At 61.4% G+C, this 18,155-nt stretch carries 13 protein-coding genes and 1 pseudogene; 5 read left to right on the top strand and 9 right to left on the bottom strand.

The window, feature by feature from the left end:
- Positions 1-248: 248 nt before the first annotated feature.
- On the bottom strand, positions 249-866 hold the full coding sequence (locus AAA989_RS02375; protein ID WP_338240911.1) for a TetR/AcrR family transcriptional regulator: 618 nt from the start codon (positions 864-866) through the stop codon (positions 249-251).
- 213 nt (positions 867-1,079) lie between these two features.
- On the opposite strand from AAA989_RS02375, the gene AAA989_RS02370 reads away from it, so the two are divergent.
- Entirely contained in the window at positions 1,080-2,030 is a 951-nt protein-coding gene (locus tag AAA989_RS02370; protein ID WP_338240909.1) for a homocysteine S-methyltransferase family protein, read from the top strand.
- Positions 2,031-2,278: 248 nt separating this feature from the next.
- Positions 2,279-2,992, top strand: a complete 714-nt coding sequence (locus tag AAA989_RS02365; RefSeq protein ID WP_338240907.1) for a CPBP family glutamic-type intramembrane protease — start codon at positions 2,279-2,281, stop codon at positions 2,990-2,992.
- 84 nt (positions 2,993-3,076) lie between these two features.
- Here the strand turns inward: AAA989_RS02365 and AAA989_RS02360 are convergent, their stop codons facing one another.
- Together AAA989_RS02360 and AAA989_RS02355 are read right to left on the bottom strand one after the other, a co-directional pair.
- Entirely contained in the window at positions 3,077-4,444 is a 1,368-nt protein-coding gene (locus tag AAA989_RS02360) for a sensor histidine kinase (protein ID WP_338240906.1), read from the bottom strand.
- Entirely contained in the window at positions 4,441-5,097 is a 657-nt protein-coding gene (locus tag AAA989_RS02355; RefSeq protein WP_338240904.1) for a response regulator, read from the bottom strand. Before AAA989_RS02355 ends, AAA989_RS02360 begins: the two co-directional genes overlap by 4 nt.
- Before the next feature lie 302 nt (positions 5,098-5,399).
- On the opposite strand from AAA989_RS02355, the gene AAA989_RS02350 reads away from it, so the two are divergent.
- Genes AAA989_RS02350 through AAA989_RS02340 form a run of 3 tightly spaced genes read left to right on the top strand, consistent with a single transcriptional unit; the run spans position 5,400 to position 10,640 of the window.
- Positions 5,400-6,293, top strand: coding sequence for an efflux RND transporter periplasmic adaptor subunit (locus AAA989_RS02350; protein ID WP_491844620.1), 894 nt, complete (start codon positions 5,400-5,402; stop codon positions 6,291-6,293).
- Between the two features lie 10 nt (positions 6,294-6,303).
- Complete coding sequence (locus AAA989_RS02345; RefSeq protein ID WP_338240900.1) at positions 6,304-9,411, top strand: efflux RND transporter permease subunit; 3,108 nt, start codon at positions 6,304-6,306, stop codon at positions 9,409-9,411.
- On the top strand, positions 9,408-10,640 hold the full coding sequence (locus tag AAA989_RS02340) for a TolC family protein (RefSeq protein WP_338240898.1): 1,233 nt from the start codon (positions 9,408-9,410) through the stop codon (positions 10,638-10,640). Before AAA989_RS02345 ends, AAA989_RS02340 begins: the two co-directional genes overlap by 4 nt.
- Positions 10,641-10,796: 156 nt before the next feature.
- Here AAA989_RS02340 and AAA989_RS02335 read toward each other — a convergent pair.
- The 6 genes and pseudogenes from AAA989_RS02335 to AAA989_RS02310 form a co-directional block, all read right to left on the bottom strand.
- Positions 10,797-11,427 (bottom strand): annotated as a pseudogene (locus tag AAA989_RS02335) (tyrosine-type recombinase/integrase); the annotation flags it as partial.
- Positions 11,428-11,537: 110 nt separating this feature from the next.
- Complete coding sequence (locus AAA989_RS02330; protein WP_338240896.1) at positions 11,538-12,899, bottom strand: aminotransferase-like domain-containing protein; 1,362 nt, start codon at positions 12,897-12,899, stop codon at positions 11,538-11,540.
- Positions 12,880-13,230 carry a DUF983 domain-containing protein gene (locus AAA989_RS02325; RefSeq protein ID WP_338240894.1) on the bottom strand — a complete coding sequence of 117 codons (351 nt, stop codon included), beginning with the start codon at positions 13,228-13,230 and terminating at the stop codon, positions 12,880-12,882. Before AAA989_RS02325 ends, AAA989_RS02330 begins: the two co-directional genes overlap by 20 nt.
- A gap of 652 nt (positions 13,231-13,882) precedes the next feature.
- Positions 13,883-14,824 (bottom strand): DUF481 domain-containing protein, encoded by a 942-nt coding sequence (locus AAA989_RS02320; protein WP_338240892.1) that lies wholly within the window; start codon positions 14,822-14,824, stop codon positions 13,883-13,885.
- A gap of 88 nt (positions 14,825-14,912) precedes the next feature.
- Complete coding sequence (locus AAA989_RS02315; RefSeq protein ID WP_338240891.1) at positions 14,913-16,631, bottom strand: ABC transporter transmembrane domain-containing protein; 1,719 nt, start codon at positions 16,629-16,631, stop codon at positions 14,913-14,915.
- Positions 16,631-17,833, bottom strand: a complete 1,203-nt coding sequence (locus tag AAA989_RS02310; RefSeq protein ID WP_338240890.1) for a DUF1611 domain-containing protein — start codon at positions 17,831-17,833, stop codon at positions 16,631-16,633. Before AAA989_RS02310 ends, AAA989_RS02315 begins: the two co-directional genes overlap by 1 nt.
- Positions 17,834-18,155 lie beyond the last annotated feature (322 nt).

Here is an 18,155-nt window from a genome sequence, read left to right as displayed (position 1 = left end):
TTCCAGTCCGGTCAGCATGACTGGCGAGCATAGAATGCGCAAGGCTATAGGGTTTGACTAATCCAAGAGAGGGAGGCCACGAAGCCAACGCCAAAGGACTTTGTCCCAGGAAGTGAATGTCCGCTTTCCACCCATTTGCGGACCTTGCGTAGCCGTGGACGATTGCCTGAAAGCCGACTGGCAGCTTTGCCGCGGTTCGCACCGAAACCGATCCAGCCGCTAACGACCCACATGGGCTCTCAGGGTGCTCAGTTCAGACCCGGTTGATAAAGCAGCTTCACGTAGGATCGCAGGAGATTGACCTGCTGCGATGTGATCAGCGGTTCATCGAGCGCCCGCGCGACGACGATGCCGCCCTCCAGCAGCGTGCTGACCATGTCCGCGAGGGCACGTCGATCGACGTCGTCGTTGGCCGTGTAGACCTGATCTATTTCTTCAAACATGCGCTTGAACCGGCTTCTCCATCCCAGCACGGCGCGCTTGTTGGCCTCGCGCACGCTGCGGTCGAACAGGCGATCCTGATAGGCCGCAGTGGCAACGATGCAGCCAGGATGGCCGCCCGGCATGTCCTCAATCAACTCGGCCAGCAGTTTCAGGCCGATCAGCATGACCTGCAGGGGATCGTCGCTCAGTTCCCTTGCGCGGTCGAACAGGCCGTCGAACAAGTCGTCCTCGATCAGGATGTGCCGTTCGATCAGGGCGTGCGCCAGGGCATTCTTGTCCTTGAAATGGTAGAAGAAGCCGCTCTTGGTGATCTCGGCGCTGGCCACGATTTCCTCGATCGACGTGGCGTCGAATCCCTTGGCGAGAATGGCCTCCTGGGCCACATCCATGATCTTCTCGCGAGTATCGTAGCCGCGCGCCACGTCGCCCTCCCTCAATAGCAGTGCTGGCTCCTACTGTACTCGCGGTACGGTTTTTGCCCAAGCGATAGCGCCGGGGCCTGCCGGTCGATTGTCAAGGCATTGTATCATCGAGATTTTCAAAAATTGCCGCAGTGTACCACGGGTCGGCTAGGCCGGACCCGCCCGGCCCTTCATCATCGCCTCACACAGGAATCGGAAGAAAGGAGATTGAAGGTGTCAGCTTTTGAGCAATTGATGAAGACGAGGAAGCCATTCCTTACCGACGGCGGACTGGAAACCTGGCTGTTCTTCCAGCAGGGTTTCGAAGCTCCGGAATTCGCTGCATTGGCGGTAATCGACGATTCTGCCGCAAGAGCGGCTCTCGACAGGTACTTCGACGACTTCCTGGCTCTCGCAGAGCAAGCCCGAACAGGGTTCGTGCTCGACACCACGACCTGGCGTGGATGCACCGTGTGGGCCGAACGGCTCGGTGTGAGCGAGCACGAACTGCTCGCCATGACCGGTCGCTCGGTCGAATTCGCAAACCAAGTCCGCGAGCGATGGCAGTCGCGCGTCGATCCGATCCTCGTCAACGGCGTGGTCGGACCGGCCGGCGACGGCTACCGCCCGGGAGAAGTACCCAGCGCGCAGCACGCGGCGGACCTGCATCGTCCGCAGATAGAGGCGCTTGCGAACGCCGGTGTCGACATGATCTCCGCGATCACCATCACCAACATCGGTGAAGCTGTGGGCATAGTCGCCGATGCCGTCTCCGTCGGCCTGCCGGTGGTCGTCTCGTTCACCGTGGAAACCGATGGCCTCCTACCGACGGGTGACCTGCTGGGCGAAGCGATCGAGGCCGTCGACGCGGCGACCGGCGGTGCGCCCGCCTACTACATGATCAACTGCGCTCACCCGGACCACTTCCGTAATGCGATTGCCAGCGAGGAACGCTGGATCGAACGCATCGGCGGACTGCGGGCCAATGCCTCGCGCCTGAGTCATGAGGAGCTGGACGGTGCCGAAGAACTCGACCAAGGCGATCCGGAGGAATTCGGCTTGCTGCATGGCGATCTGGCAGGACTGCTGCCCAACCTTAGGGTTGTCGGCGGTTGTTGTGGCACCGACACTCGACATGTGCGCTGCGTTTCCGCAGAACTGATCTTCGAGCAGCCCGTTTGTTGATATGCACCTGACTGACGCCGGCCAAGATTTTGCGTCGGCGTCAGTTTGAGCGTGGATGGCGTTTTCTCGGTCTAAAAGGTCTTGGTTACAACCCTGTGTGCCGCCAGGACCGGAACCTCCGCTATCGATCCAAAAGCGGCCCCTGTCGCCACGCGGCGGCATCACTGATAGCCGACCGTCTGCTTGCTGCCGTCCTGGCTAGAAACGGGATCAGCCGGTAACGACCAGCTAGAGGACATTGTAATCAAATGACACAAGGCGGCATGAAAGTCGTGCGACCACCAAGTCCGTTCTTGGCTGTGGCGGAGGTGACAACGGTTGCCGCCGCATACATCGTTGTCAGCATCGCTGCGGTCGAAACAATCGACTTGTCGTTCGTTTTTCCGGAGAGCTGGCCCTCGGCCCAAAGAACTGTTGGCAGCGGCTTTTTGGTGGGCGCCTTGGTCCAGCTGTCACTCGTGTTGCTGGGCGCATACTTAATTGGATTGACGAGTCTGCGCTTCGCAATCAGCAAGACATTCTCGCGTTCCACCCGCCAGGCCTGGACGATTGCTCTAATTGCGACAGCCATACATGTTGGCACCGCAGTGCTTGTGTATCTCCCTCAGCCCGAGCGGGTGTGGGAGGCATCTTCGGTAAATCTGATCCTGTCCGCCATTCCTGCTACCGACGCCTGGACACAGGAGGTTCTATTTCGCGGATACGTGCTCATCCGATTGGCACGTGCCAGAATTCCTAGGCTCGCGCAGATATTCTTATCTGGCTTGCTCTTCGCAGCCATCCACGTTGGCTATGTCGGCGAGGGTGTATGGGCGACATTCTCGCCTCTCATTGGCACTTTCATGCTCGGTGTTTTCTATGCCTGGTCGGTTCAAAGCGGACGAGGAAGCCTTTTGCCCGTCGTGTTTTGCCACATGCTAATTATCCTTCTTTCACAGCCATGGCTCGCGCTCGCCAGCTAGGAGCGATCCCGCTTTCCACCTACAAGCGGTCATGTTTGCCGCGCTATGGCTCTCCGGCAGGTGACGCCCCGATTTGCGGACATCTCACGACTTTCTTTGAGCACCCGAAGAAGTAACGCGAGCCGTTAGGCCGTCAGGTCCAGAGAATAGCTGAAGTTCGATGCCCATATCGGCGCAAAGGTTGCGCGCAATCGCCAAACCGAGGCCAGACCCAGGCACACTTTCATCGAACCGGGTGCCGATTTCGTAGGCCCGTTCAATTTGCCCTTGCGTCATCCCTGGTCCGTCATCCCGGACTTCGATTTCAAACTCGTCATCGCCTTCGATTTCCAGACTTAAGAAAACCCTTGTTCGGGCCCACTTACCGGCATTGTCCAGAAGGATGGAAAGAAGTTCTGACAGATTGGCGGGATCGGCCGAAACCGAGGCCGGGGCGTCGAGCGGCTCGAAATCGAACTCCTTGTCCGGATGGAGCCGACGCATGGCACTTAGTATCGGTATAATCAGTTCAGGAAGCATCGTCTTGCTGCCCGGTACGTGAACACCGATCGCAGAGCGGGTGCGCGCCAACTGGTATTCGATCTGCTGCCGCATCGCTTCCGTCTGGTGGAGCAATACCCGCCCGCTTGAAGCACAGGTGTCGCCCTCACTCAGTCGCTCTGCCTCATCGGCAATTACCGCCAGCGGAGTGCGCAGGGAATGGGCGAGGTTGCCTGCCTGCACGCGTGAGCGCGCTACGATGGCGCTGTTCTGCGCGATGTATTCATTGAGATCACCCACCAGCGGCGCGATCTCGCTTGGGTAGCGCCCTTCCAGCCGATCGGCCTTGGCAGCCCGCAAACGGGCGATCCCTTCGCCGAGGCGATGGAGCGGGCGCAAGCCGAATGAGATGATCGCAAGCCCCGTCGCCAGCAGCAGCGCAGCAAGGCTTGCCATCCAGACCGTTAGATCACGCGTGAAGGCTGCGATGTCGTCATCCAGTTCGCTCTGGTCGGTTGCGATAACAATGTGCAGTTCTTCGCCGCCCGAGGCGATCTCCAGCAGTCCGTAAGTGATCGCGGGGCCGGTGGGGCCATTCTCTACGACGTGTGCGATATCCGGCGAATGGGCAATAGTGTCGTCCAGCCCGCCGTACAGCATGCTTCCCGATTTCAGAACTGGCCGTCCAGGCACGCTTACTTGCCAGTAGAAGCCCGAAAGCGGCTCTTCGTAGCGCGGGTCGGAAAGCGGACGATCGAGTAACGGCGTGCCATCGGCACCCAGCCGCGTCAACCGCGCCAGTTCGCGGACATGGACCTCCAGTTCCTCGTGGTACATATCCTCGATATGGGTCGCAAAGACGCGTGTTGCGGTGAACCAAATTCCGCCAATGCCCAGCGCTACCCACAAGGTGACTGCCAGCAGGAACCGCAGCCTAAGGCTGCCGGAGGAAGGGGCGTTCGCTTCGCTCATGCCTCGAATCGGTATCCCATGCCGCGCAATGTCGTGATGCGCTGCTTCCCGATCTTTCGGCGCAGACGCCCCACGAGCACCTCGATGGTGTTGATTTCGCGCTCAGCGTCGAGATCGTAGAGATCCTCGAGTATGTCGCCCTGCGACAGCACTTGCCCCGCGCGCCGCATAAACAGGTGAAGCAGGCCGAACTCCCGGCGGCTGAGCGAAACTGGTTCGCCATCGTCGTCCACCGTGCGAGCCAGTGGGTCGAGCACCAGGCTGCCCGCTTTCAGCGTGTTGTCCCGCTTGCCCATCTGGCGGCGGAAGAGCGCCTGAAGCCGCGCCTGCAATTCCTCGAAACGCACCGGTTTTACCAGGAAATCGTCTGCCCCCAGGTTCAGGCCCTCAACCTTGTCCTGCCAACTGCCGCGCGCCGTGAGAATCAGGATCGGGCAGTCTACGCCCTGAGCGCGCCAGTGACGCAGCAGGTCCAGCCCGTCACCATCGGGCAGGCCCAGGTCGAGAATGATTGCGGCCATTGTATTCAGATCGGGCCAGTCCTCGCCTTCGGCGCGGTTGGTGGCCAGGTCCACCGCGTAATTGGCGGCACGCAGACGATCGCCCAGCCTCTGGCCGAGCTCGGGATCGTCTTCTACAAGCAGCACGCGCATGGGCGGCCTTCCTGATGCGGGCGTTTCATACCCGATGGCCTAGGACGCGAAACTGACAAGAAGCTGGCAAACTGACAAGTTGTTGTCAGCTTGGGAGTGCATTTCTGCCTCCCATGAAACGCGCCGCTCGCTCTCTCATCCTTCCCGCGCTGCTTGCGCTTGGCCTGTGCTCCTGTTCGAAATCTGTTCCCGAAGCAGGTGCAGCTTTGGATGAAGCGAAGGAGGGAACTGGCCTCGCGATAGAGACCGCCGAAGCCGAGGTTGCTAGCGGCGTACCCCTTGGCAGCGTTCCGGGGCGGATAATGTTGCCCCCCGACGCGCGTCACGCCGTGACGTCTCCGTACCCGGGCGCTGCCATCAGGGTTTACGTGATCGAAGGGCAGCCGGTACGCAGGGGCGATCCGCTGGCGCTGGTGCGCGCGACGGAGCCGGTGGCAATCAGCGGCGAGCTTGCCCGAACCCGTGCTGAATTGACGGTGGCAGAAGCGCAGGCGGACCGGATGCGGCAGCTTGCCGAGGAAGGTATTGTGGCGCAGGCCCGCGCGGACGAGGCAAATGCCCGGCTCGCCCAGGCCCGCGCCAGTGTGGCCGAGGCACAGCGCCTCGTCGCTCTTACCGGCACCGGCCCGGATGGCAGCATGACCTTGCGCGCGCCCATTGCCGGGCGTGTATCCCACGTCGGCATCGATACAGGCGAGATGGTGGGTAATGGCCCCGCGCCTTTCATCGTGGAAGCGTCCGGCCCGCTGCGCATCGAACTTCAGTTGCCCGAGCGCATGGCGCGGCAGGTGCGCCCCGGCATGGGCGTGGAAGTGCAACTGCCCGGCAGTGGACCCGAGGATGCGCCGGTAGGCGGGCGGATACTTTCGGTCGCACCGTCAATCGAAATGGATACGCGCTCGGTCATGGCCGTGGCCAGCATCTCCTCCGCACCCGGGCTCGTCGCGGGGCAGAACGTGACGGTCGCCATCAGCGGTTCCGCGGCCGGCCAGGGTGTTTCGGTACCTTCTTCCGCCGTCAGCCGTATCGACGGGGAACCGCACGTATTCCTGCGCGAGGGCGAGGAGTTCGTGCCGCGCGCCGTCGAGGTGGTGGCCGATGCCGGAGGCCGCGCGGTGATTGCCCAAGGACTCGTCGCAGGCGATGTGGTGGCAACCAGTTCTATCGCGGAACTCAAGGCCGCTTCGGCGGAATAGGGCGCGGGCGATGTTGCGTTCCCTCATTGAAAAGGCGCTGTCACTGCGTCTTGCCGTACTGGCGCTGGCGCTGATCCTTGCAGGCATCGGCGCATGGTCGTTCAATCGCCTGCCGATCGACGCCTTCCCGGACATCAGTTCCACACAGGTGAAGATCATCCTGCGCGCGCCCGGCATGACGCCCGAGGAGGTGGAAAGCCGCGTCATCACCCCCATCGAAATGGAAATGCTCGGCATCCCGGACCAGGCCGTGCTGCGCTCCGTCGCCAAGTACGCGATCGCCGACATCACCATCGATTTCGAGGATGGAACGGACATCTACTGGGCGCGCCAGCAGGTGTCCGAGAGGCTGAACTCCGTCATGACGGACCTGCCCTCCACCGTGGAGGGCGGCATGGCACCGATTTCGACGCCGCTGTCCGACATGTACATGTTCACGCTGGAAGGCCCGCAAGGCCTGGCCGAGAAGCGCCGCGTTCTCGACTGGATCATCCGCCCAGCGCTCCGCACTGTGCCGGGCGTGGCGGACGTGAATGCGCTCGGCGGCTACGTCGAGACTTTCGAGGTAGCCCCTGACAACGGCGCACTGGCAGCCGTTGGGCTCTCCACCGCGGACATCGCCGCTGCCATAGATACTGGCAACCGCAATGACGGTGCTGGTCGCCTGACAACGGGCGAGGAGGCGCTGATCGTGCGGTCCACCGGGGCGATCCGCACGCTGGATGATCTCGCCAACACCGTGTTGCGCACCGGCGATGGTGGCGGCGTTGTGCGTCTTGCCGACGTTGCCGAAGTGCGCACCGGCAGCCTGACGCGGTATGGCGCGGTCACCAGGGATGGAACGGACGAGGCGGTGCAGGGCCTGGTGATCGGCCTGCGCGGAGCGGACGCGGCGCAGATTGTTTCCGGCGTGGAAGAACGCCTGGCGGAAATCACACCCAGCCTGCCCGAGGGAATGGTGGTGGACGTCTTTTATGACCGTTCCGATCTGATCGAGCGCGCGGTGGGAACGGTGGAAAGTGCGCTTCTGGAAGCGACCGTGCTGGTGGTGCTGCTCCTGTTGCTGTTCCTCGGTGATTTCCGCGCCTCGCTGATCGTGGCGCTGGCACTTCCAATGGCCGCCTTGCTCACGTTCATCTTCATGCGCGCTATCGGCCTGACGGCCAACCTGATGAGCCTTGGTGGCTTGGCGATAGCCGTGGGCATCCTGGTGGACGGCGCCGTGGTGGTAGTGGAAAATGTTGTCGAACGCCTAGCCGATCCTAGGCACGCTAAGCAGGGCAAGGCCTACAACATCCTTGTCGCCACGGTGGAGGTGGCGAAGCCTGTCGCTTCGGGTCTTGCCATCATCGCCCTTGTCTTCCTGCCGCTGCTGACGCTGGAAGGGCTGGAGGGCAAGCTGTTCTCCCCCGTCGCTCTCACCATCGTGCTGGCGCTGGTATCGGCGCTGGTGCTCTCGCTCACACTGATCCCGGTGATCGCCTTCTACATGCTGCGAGTAAGGGAAGGCGAGCACGAGCCCTGGCTCATGCGCAAGATCGCGCCGCGCTATCACGCACTGCTGGACAGAGCCTTTGCCCACAAGAAGCTGGTTTACGGCATTGCCGGCGTCTCGCTCGTCCTGACGGGTGTGGCCTACTCGGTGACGGGCAAGACTTTCCTGCCGGTGATGGACGAAGGTTCGGTCGTGATGCAGCTGGCCAAGCTGCCGTCGATCTCGCTGGACCACTCGGTGGAAGGCGATCTCGCTGTCGAGCGCGCGATCATGCGAGAGGTGCCCGAAGTGCAGGCGATCATCGCTCGCGTCGGTTCGGACGAGATCGGCCTTGATCCGATGGGTCTGAACGAAAGCGACGCATTTCTTGAGCTTGCCCCGCGTGACGAATGGCGCGTGCCCGACAAGGAATGGCTGGTCGACCGGATCCGCACCGTGATGCAGCGCTTCCCGGGTATCGAGCCGAGCTTCACCCAGCCCATCGACATGCGCACGTCCGAAATGCTGACCGGTGCGCGGGGCGATCTGGCGATCAAGCTGTTCGGGTCGGATCTGGACGAACTCTCGCGCCTCTCGGGTGAAATCCAGGCGCGGCTTGAGACCATCGAAGGCACCAGCGAGGCGATGACCGTGGCGAATGACACGGTGGATTACATGCAGATCGATATCGACCGCGTAGCCGCCGGGCGCCTCGGAATGCCGGTGACGGAGCTGCAGGACATGATGCGCGCCCAGGTGGAGGGCATCCATGCGGGCGTCGTGGCAGACGGCAACCGCCGCATACCCATCGTGGTGCGCGGCGAAGGCCGCGGCGCCGAGACGCCCCAGGCTTTCGCGGACCAGTCGTACCAGTCGCCTGCCGGTCCCCTGGTGCGCGCCAGCGATGTCGCGAACGTCAGCCTGGTGGAAGGCCCGGTGAAGCTGGAGCACGAGAACGGATCGCGCTTTGCCTTGGTGCAGGCGTTCGTCACGGGGCGCGACCTCGTCGGTTATGTCGAGGAGGCCCGCGCGGATATCGCCCGGAATGTGGAGCTTCCGGCGGGCTATCGCCTCGAATGGGGCGGCCAGTTCGAGAACCAGCAGCGCGCCAGCGCGCGCCTCGCCATCGTGCTGCCGATCTCGGTGCTGCTGATTTTCGCCATCCTGTATTTCACGCTGGGTTCGCTGCGGGCATCGCTGCTGATATTGCTTAACATTCCCTTCGCCATGGTGGGCGGGATGATCGCCCTGGCCGTGTCAGGCGAATACCTTTCCGTGCCCGCATCGGTTGGCTTCATCGCCCTGATGGGCATCGCCGTCCTCAACGGACTGGTGATGGTTACATACTTCCGCCAGCAGCGGAGCGACGGCGTTTCCCTGCAACGGGCAGTGCACCAAGGGGCCGAGCGCCGCCTGCGTCCGGTGCTGATGACGGCCAGCATCGCCGCCTTCGGTCTGGTGCCTCTGCTGTTCGCCAGCGGGCCGGGATCGGAAATCCAGAAGCCTCTGGCGATCGTGGTGATCGGCGGGCTGGTTTCGGCCACGCTGCTCACGCTGGTGCTCCTGCCGATCCTCTACGAACGCTTCGGCGAAAGCGAGGGCGAGCACGAGGAAGAACACATGGGTGAAGGAGAAGCAACATGATGCGCCCCAAACACCTCGCCCCGATCCTACCGCTGCTGGCGCTGGCTCTACCCGCCACGGCCGAACCCGGCCTGCCGCACGAGGAACAGGTTTCCATCGCGCTGGATGCCTATCCGGCGGTGGAAGCCGCACAGCAGCGCGTCAGCGCGGTCCGCTCATCCGCTCGCGCGCGTGCCGCCAGTCCACACGATCTTAGCGTCACCGGTGGCTACACGCGCCGCAGCATCGATTTCGAAGGCGACTTTGACGAGTTCGATGCCGAGCTGATGCGCGGCGTTCGTCTGCCCGGCAAGGCCCGGCTGGATCGCGAGATCGGCACTCACCTTGTCGATGCGGCGGAAAACGTAGCCGAGGATACGCGTCACCAGGCGGCCCTGGTGCTGGCGCAGCACTGGTGGGACTGGCTTTCCGCCTCCGCGGTGGCGCAGGTGGACCAGCGCGCAGTCGCCAATTTCGAGGCGGCGTTGGCGGCAATTCACCGGCGGATTGAACTGGGTGATGCGGCGTCGCTGGATGCCGATCAGGCAGAGGCGGCTCTGGGCGCTGCGCGCGTGCGCGCGGCACAATCCGCAGGCGAGGCGGATCTTGCCCGCACCCGCCTCGCCACGCATTTTCCGGCACTCGCCCTGCCTACCGAAGCGCCCGAGATCCCTGTGCCGCAGATGGCCCCTGACGAACTGTCGCGCCTTTCCGGGCTGGTGGTGATGAACAGCCACGAAATCGCCGCCGCCGAAGCGCAAGCGCGGGCGGTGGAAGCTTCCGCCGCCCGCGCTCGACTGGACCGCGTGGCCGATCCGTCGCTGGGAGTACGGGTGTTCTCCGAGCGGGGCGGGGCGGAAACGGGTGCGGGCCTGGTGTTCTCCATGCCGATTGGCGGCAGCCGCCGCGGCGCCATTGCAGACCAGGCCATGGCCGAGGCCGATGCCGCGCTGGCCGATGCCCGCATGGCGCGCTTCGCCGTGCAGGAAACCTCCGCCGCCGACCTCGCGCAGGCGCGTTTCCGGATCGCGTCTTGGCAGCGCGCCCGCGAGGGATTGCGCGCGCAGATGGCCGTGCTCACACGCATGCGGCGGGGGCATGAGCTGGGCGAGATTGACCTTGCCGACCTGCTGCTGGCGGAACGCATGACGCACGATGCCTTCATCATGGAGGTGGAAGCCCGCGCCCAGGCACAGCGGGCTATCACCCAGTTGCGGATCGATAGTCACGAGCTATGGCTTGCCGACTAGCAGCGCGCGATCCACCTCCTTCCGGAAAGCAATTTAAGCGCTGCGAAAGACATTCTGGAGAGTTCCGCTTTTCACCCCACAATAGCCGATCACCTCGCGCAGTTCGCGCCATGAAAGCGGTCGACCAGCGTTGCCGGTCGACCGTAAGATGACCCAGATTTCAGTCCGCTCCGCGAGAAGCAAAGCATCTTCCACATCGACACCGGGATACCGGACGGTGTTTTCAACCTTGGTGTGGCCTAGCAGAATCTGAATTGCGCGGATGCTTCCCGTTTCCCGATAGATCATTGCAGCTTTCGTACGGCTCAGCGAGTGCGTTCCGTATTCCGATTTACGCAATCCGATGGCAGTCACCCATTCGTCGACCAGGCGGGCATATTGGCGAGTGCTCATTTTGCCATGTCGATCGACGCGGCTGGGAAACAGATAATCGCTTGTCGAGCCACCACGCCGCGCCAGCCATGCAATTAGGGTGGAGCGGACGTCAGCAGTGAGTTCGAACTGAACTGGCCGATTGGTTTTCTGCTGGCTGACAATCGCACGATTGCGGACGTCGTTGCACGCGACGACGTCACCGATCTTGATCTTGACCAGAATCGCAGCCGCGTAATTTGCCATCGATGGCGAGGTCGAAAAGGGCTTTGTCCCTTAGACGTCCTTCGCGATCAAGATGGAAGCGGATCGCCCATATCTGCTTATGGATTAGAGGTCGCTTCGTTCCAGCGTTCTTACCAGCCTTCCACGCTGCTTGAGCCTGCATGGCAGGGTCAAATTTCGAATATCCCATGTCACTTCTCCTCGGCCGTGATTGGCCAATTCGATAACGCGGAAGGCACCGCAGGTCTTTGGGCCGGAACCGGACCTGCAGGTTTGGGCAAGAGCAGCGGCTGAAGCCGCCTAGACGATGTCAGCCCGCTCTACGTCGAGTAGAGAGAGATGGCCCGCGAGTTGCCTCAAAGCTGCCTCGACGGTTGTTCGAGGGGCCGTGCCGCCAAGCGAGACCCTGAGCGCTTGCGCTGCAACTTTGCCTACTGCGAACCGGTCCGACGGAATCGCTCCGACACCCGCGGCAGCAAGCTGCTGCGAAAGCATGGAGACCGACGCTCCTGCCGGCAGCCGAAGCCAGACATGGTAACCCTGAGGCTGGTGGCAGATTGAATGATCTTTCAAGATCCTGCCCGCGAGATCCGAACGCCATTCGGCCTCGGTCCGCACAGCCGACACCAGGCTGTCAAAGGTCCCCTCGCGCAACCACATGGCGACCATCGCCGCATTGATCGGAGGCGGCATCACGGCGGTGTCATGCACCTCCGCCGCCAGTCGCAGCGCATCCGCCACGGTGGGCGCGCTTACGAAGGCGATCCGGAGGGCCGGCGAGATGATTTTTGACATACTGAGGATATGCCACGATTGCTGTGGAACAAGGCTGGAAATGGCCGGCAGCGGACTCTTTGGCAGAAGGCCATAGGCATCGTCCTCAATGATCTGCAGCTTGTACCGCTGAGCGACCTCGGCAATTCTCTGACGTTCCGACACGGGAATGGTGGTTGCCGTGGGATTGTCATTGGTAGGAACGACATAGAGTGCGGAGACATCGTTATGCCGACAGGCACTCTCCAGCGCGTCAGCGTTCATCGTCTGCAAGGGCAGGAGTTTGAGGCCCAGGCGCAAAGCAATTGCGCGAAAGCCGGGGTAGACAAACTCGCCGCAGGCAACCTTGGCGCCAGGAGCGAGTACCGCCCGCGAGACAGCGAGCAGTGCGTTCTGGCCGCCGGCCGCCATGACGACCTGATCCATAGCCGGTTTCAGCCCGACGCGCGCCGCAAGGTCGGCTCCAGCCCGGATGATTGCCTGATCACCGCCTGCGGACTGATATTGAAGCAACGAGCCCGCGTTCTGGCCAAGAGCCAGATCGAAAGCTCTTTTCATCTCTTTCTGAAGAATTCCGTCCGATGGGACGGGCGGCGTATTCAATCCGGTATCCACTTGCGCCGCTGCGTAGATCGAATGCGTGGCAGTGTCCCGCACGAAGCTCCCGGCCTTCCCCCGGCCATCGATCAACCCACGCTGCCGAGCGACATTATAGGCACGGGTAACGGTCGTCAGATCAAAGCCGAGCGCCTGTGCCAATTCGCGTTGCGGCGGCAATCGCGCGCCAGGCTTCAGCTCGCCAGTCCCGATAGAATTCGTCAGTGATTCCGCGAGCGCAAGATACTTCGGGCCAGTTTTCCCCCTTAGATCAGGAACCCAGTCTGTCATCTCTGGACGCATCCTCTCGCTCATGCATTTCCGCCCACAGTTTCTCGGTGCCGGCTTCGACAGCCTTGTTGACGAACTGCGAGGCCACAAGCCACCCCTTGATCGGACGCAACGGCAAAAGGCAGCCGATCCCCAACAGGGGGAGGCCGATCACGAAAAGCACTAGGGTCGGAAGTCCAAGCGAGACCTGAAGCCAAACGATCACGGCAAGCAATGGGGGTGCGACGAAGCAGAGGGAAAAAAAGGCTGGTCCGTCGTCAGGAGATGCGAACCGATAGTCGAGACCGCATTGCTCGCATTTGTCGGTGACCTTGAGCCAAGAGCGGAACATGTCGCCTTTTCCGCAACGAGGACATAACCCCTTCCACCCGCTTCAAAAACCCACGCTCGTTTGCTTCGCTCGGAAACTTCCACAAATAGTATCCCTACATAAAGTCGCAATATCCATACATATGGAGAACAAAGCTGCAGGGAATGCCAATAGGTTTAATCTTCTGATCCTTGTGCATCCATACAAAGCCTCGAGAGATGCGCAGGCAAACTTATGCCGTCATCCTGATGGTCGCTTAGATCAACCATAGGAAGATGAGGGCGCCGGAAGCCCCGAAAACAGGTTGTTCAAATGGCCCCTGAACACCGGCAGCCTTCGAATCCCAAAATGCGGAGCCGGCACGGCTGGGGCTGGGGCGCGAAACCGCCCTGCTATTCCAACCGCGCGATTGACCGCTTTAGGAATCTCCTTGTCAGTATCGGAACGACCGGAATGGGGCGCGAAGCGGACAAAAGTCCGAGACAAGTTGTGGGACGACTGCGCCCACCGCCACTTACCTTTTTCCCGGCCGTTCGGAGATTTGCTCGACGCAGCCGAGGTCTAAAGGCCCTCGGCGGGCCGATGGGCGAAATCGCTTTGGATTCGGACTGTCTAGCTGGCCGAGCTGCTCGAATTGCACATTCGGCATTTCAGCCGACCCGAGGATCTCTTCCTATCGATCAATCCAGAAGCGTTTTTCCAACGTGAGGAAGGCGCGATAAACAGTGCGCTCGTAGCCCGGGTCGTTGGATTCACGCCAGATTACCGTGCCCTCGGCGTTGAGCGACCAATCGTCTCCAAATTCATAGCCCAGCCTTAGTTCTGGTGCGATGGAGCTGGCGGTCCGTCGTTCCGAACCGATGAAGCGATTTTCATTCTTCCAGTCCCGCCATTTGAGGCCGAGCTCGAGGTCGAGATCCTCGTTAATTCGCATCCGGCCTGCACCGCGCAAGGTTACCCTTTCATAGGTCAGGCGTGGAATATCCGAGGTGATTTCGTCATAGGTCGCTTCGGCGAAGATGAAATTACCCCGGCTGATGCGGTAGCGATAATCCAGATCGGCCATTGCGCCGTCGCCAGTCCCGGTGTCCCGGTCCTGATAATTGCGCCAACGCCACCCGCTTGTCAGCCTGATCCGGTGAGTGCGGTCATTGAATTCAATGCGGCCCTGAAGCCGCGCTTCATCCGCCTCGCGACTTTCAAGGGTCGACAGCCGCGTTGCCCCGCGAGCGCGCACACCGACGCGGATCGTGTCGGAAAGATCACGGCTATATGCGAGCGAGAGCGCGTTGCTCCAGCGGTCATCCCGGTCGGCATCGGTGTACTTGTAATAGGAACTGCGGGCATCGAGATCAAAATGATTGGCTCCGGAATCGCGATCCCAGTCCAACCCAATCTCGGCAATGCCGCCGGAGCGGTCCTCGTCCTCGTTTGCATCGATCGAGGCACCCGAGGCGGCAACCCCGGTCAACGACAGGTCGATGGCGGCACGGTTGCGGACTTCCCCGGCACCGTCGTCAGTCTCATCCTGGCCTATTGCCGGAGCGCTCAGCAGCAGGCTTGTGAGCATGATTGCGCTCAATACGCGGCGGTGCTTATTGCCCGAACGGATCATCTGCGGCCCCCTCTTCCACTTGCGCCCCAACCGACGCTTCTTGGCACAGAAACAAGAACGTACATTACAATGCGTGTAAAAATGATGCTCAGGCTACCGACGACAGCGTCAGGAAAGCTGGCAGATCCGGTTTCAAATCGTGCAGGTATTCGCTGGATGTCGATTCTGAAACGAGGCGACCTTTTTCGATCTGCCAGACGACGTCAGCGATCGCGATGTCGTCCGGGTGGTCGGTGACGCTAAGTATCGTACCGGCATAGCGCGCCAGGACGCTCCTGAAGACAGTCCGATTGGCTGCGTCGAGATTGTCCATTGCGCGATCCAGCAACAGGATTGGCGGCCCGCCACACAAGGCCCTGGCCAACCGAATACGCTGCGCGGCGCCCGCCGACAGATTGGCCCCTCCCTCTGTGAGCCAGAAATCGAGGCCGCCGGGCAAGCTCTCCACCAGGTCGTTGAGATGGCAAGCGTCGACGAGGGCCTGCGTTTGCTTATCGGTCGATTTGGGGTTGCGGTAAGTCAGGTTCCTGCGGAGCGTACCCCGCATGAGCGGAAGCTGCGGGCCCACTAGGCTGACTTGTTGATAGATCGTCTTGAGTTGGCACTGGGCGACCGACTGGCTGCCGATGTGGATCGCACCTTCGTCCACCTCGACCAGCCGGGCGACTAGGCCGAGGAGCGTCGACTTGCCGCTCCCACTCGGACCGACGATCGCGACATGGCGACCGGCATTTACCCGTGCAGTAAAATTCTCAAGGCAGCCGGCTGCCGAGACATTCTCGAAGACGATCGCGGCACGCCGGTGGCGTAGGGGTTCTGCTGAGGCGTCGGCTAGCGGACGGCTCGAACTGTTGAGAAAATCTTCGAGCTTCTTTCGCGAAATCGCGGCGCGGCGCCAATACTCGTGGGCATTTCCCAGCGAACGGACATAGCCCTGCATCAGTCGAATGGCGAGAAGCGTGACGAACATCGAAGAAAGATCGAAGTATCCGTCCAGCACCATGTTCGCGCCTGCAACCAGAACGAGGACCATCGCGATCCATCCCGCCAAGTCGCTGAGCCCTCTCAGAACCCCGCGATAACGTGCTTCGACGATGAGCCCATCGGTAAGCTGTTTGCTTTGCCGTCGCATACGAGAGGCTTCCCCGTCGCTGCGCCCGAAAACCTGCACGACCGCCAAGGCACTGACCTGTTCGTCAACATTGCTAGTCAGCCTCGAACGTCGTCGACGGACGGCCCGGGTCCAGTCCTGCAGGCGATTGCCGAGCATCAGCGAGACGCAGACGAAGAAAGCGAATGTCGCGAAAACGACGCACGCCAGCACCCAGCTGTAATAGCCGATCGAAGCAAGACAGCCGATCGCCGAGAAGAGTGCGACAAGACCGCGTGCAAATCCACGAGAAAGCCACGTCCGCAACATGGTGAGATCGCCCGTGAGGCGCAGGATCAGGCTGCCGCGCGACCGATGCTGTATCTGGTTCGGCGCCATGCCAGACATGTGCTCGTAGACCAGCATTCTCAACCGGTGGGTCGATCGGAAGCCTATCGCTTCCGATACGGAAAATTCGAGCCCTCTCAGGAGTGAGAAAAGGGCAGCCGACGCCGCCAGGATCGCCAGCGGCGCGACCAATGGTGAAAGCGATCGCTCCACCACCGCAGTCTCGAGGATCTGCAGAATTTCACGGACGGCCAGGATCAGCAGGGCCGTAGCTACTGCCGTAGCCAAGGCCAGGCAGAGGATGATCGCGATCTCGCCTCGCGACAGGCAGTCGCGGAATCTCAAGGTGCGAGGCGCGAGGTCTGCCATCAGGAGGTCCAGTCGAAGACGCTCTGGTTCGCCGCACCACTTTCCTCCGCTCCAATCTGATGGTGAGATACGGGTGCCTGGAGGACCTCGGACAGAGCAAGGTGGGGAGCTTCAAGTTGATGTTTCGAAAGTACCGCCAAGGGCCACTTATCGGGTATCTCGCGCATCGCGAGGCTCGACATGGTTACGCGACCCGACAACGCGACCACGGGAAGTCCGCATTTCATTAGCGTCCACAGACCCTGTTCGGCCCCCATCGCGTCGCCTGCCGAGAACACGATCCGGTCGATCGCTGTCTGAAACGCCGAAGACCTGATCAATTGGCGATTCTGTTCCTGAAAGATTCCGTCGGCCACTTCGATGACGGCAACGTCAACTTCCGCCGCGGTGGCAAGCGCCAGCAACTCGAACAGTATCAATTCCAGTTCGATTTGGCTCAGCCGGTAAGTGGAAGCGTAGCCGGCATCAGAAAAGTCTGCGACGAGGTGCGCTCCCGCGTCGGCCATGGCCCAGTAGTCACCGCCCGACCCCGTGCCGGTGACTTTGAGCCCGGCCACCTTCTTGCCAGCCGCGCGTAGGCCGCGAATGAGCGATTTGCAGGCGGTGGTCTTGCCCGAATTCATCGAAGTGCCGAGGACAGCGATGGTTTGCGGGCGCTTTCTCTTGGGCACGGCAAGCCTGACGGCAAAATCGCGAAGGTTGATTGGGTCGCCACGCTTGTTTCCAAGCAAGCCAACTGGCGTTATCTCGGTCGCTGGCCTCATTCCTACTGTTCGCGACGCCATGGTTGCCGCAACCCCTCCGGTCGCGATCAAGTTCGTCGGGCCGAGGTCAATGGGAACGACACCCTCGAACTGATCCGTTGCGTAGCGATCGCCATATGCAACGATGATTTCGTCGCCTGAATGCAGGTTTGCCTTTCGACCGTTGGCCAGTTCCAGGCGCCGATGGTAGCGAATGCGGTCAACCCGGGCGAGGACCACGTCGCCAGGCCGAGGCCGAATGGGGCCGTGTATGAGCTTCGCGACCTGGTCGATATCAACCCGACGGGTGGCGAAAGACTGTCGCGCTTCAGCCAGGCGAACTTGATCGATGTCGACAATGCTGAGACGCCGTTTCAACTTACGGCTGGAAGCAGGAGACTCAATCGGAAATTCTTGGGTTATCCGAACCTTCGTACGATCATCGGCCAACTTGGCCACGCTACCAGCCTTCGGCGAGCATATCTCATCTGGTGAGCCGTCTTCGGGGCTGTCAGTATCGCAGAAACGCTCAAAGTGCATTGCAGCCTCACAAGAATGGGGCAAACTTCCGCACGACTCGGACCTCTCCTTGCCCCTATTCAAAAAGGTAAACGCAAATGTTCCGGAATCATATGGATTTGGAATTACTGTATCGATTAGGGAAACTTTTTATCTATCGAGAGGGCCCGATCTTGCACTCCCGTGAATTGCGCCGGTTTCGTATGGCGGCATGGATCGACAAGCACTTGCGGCCTGGTAAACGCGCGCTGTCTTTTCACAC

This window comes from Aurantiacibacter hainanensis, from assembly GCF_036321025.1.
Classification (GTDB): Bacteria; Pseudomonadota; Alphaproteobacteria; order Sphingomonadales; family Sphingomonadaceae; genus Alteraurantiacibacter; species Alteraurantiacibacter hainanensis.
This window is presented reverse-complemented; position numbering and strand designations above follow the sequence as displayed.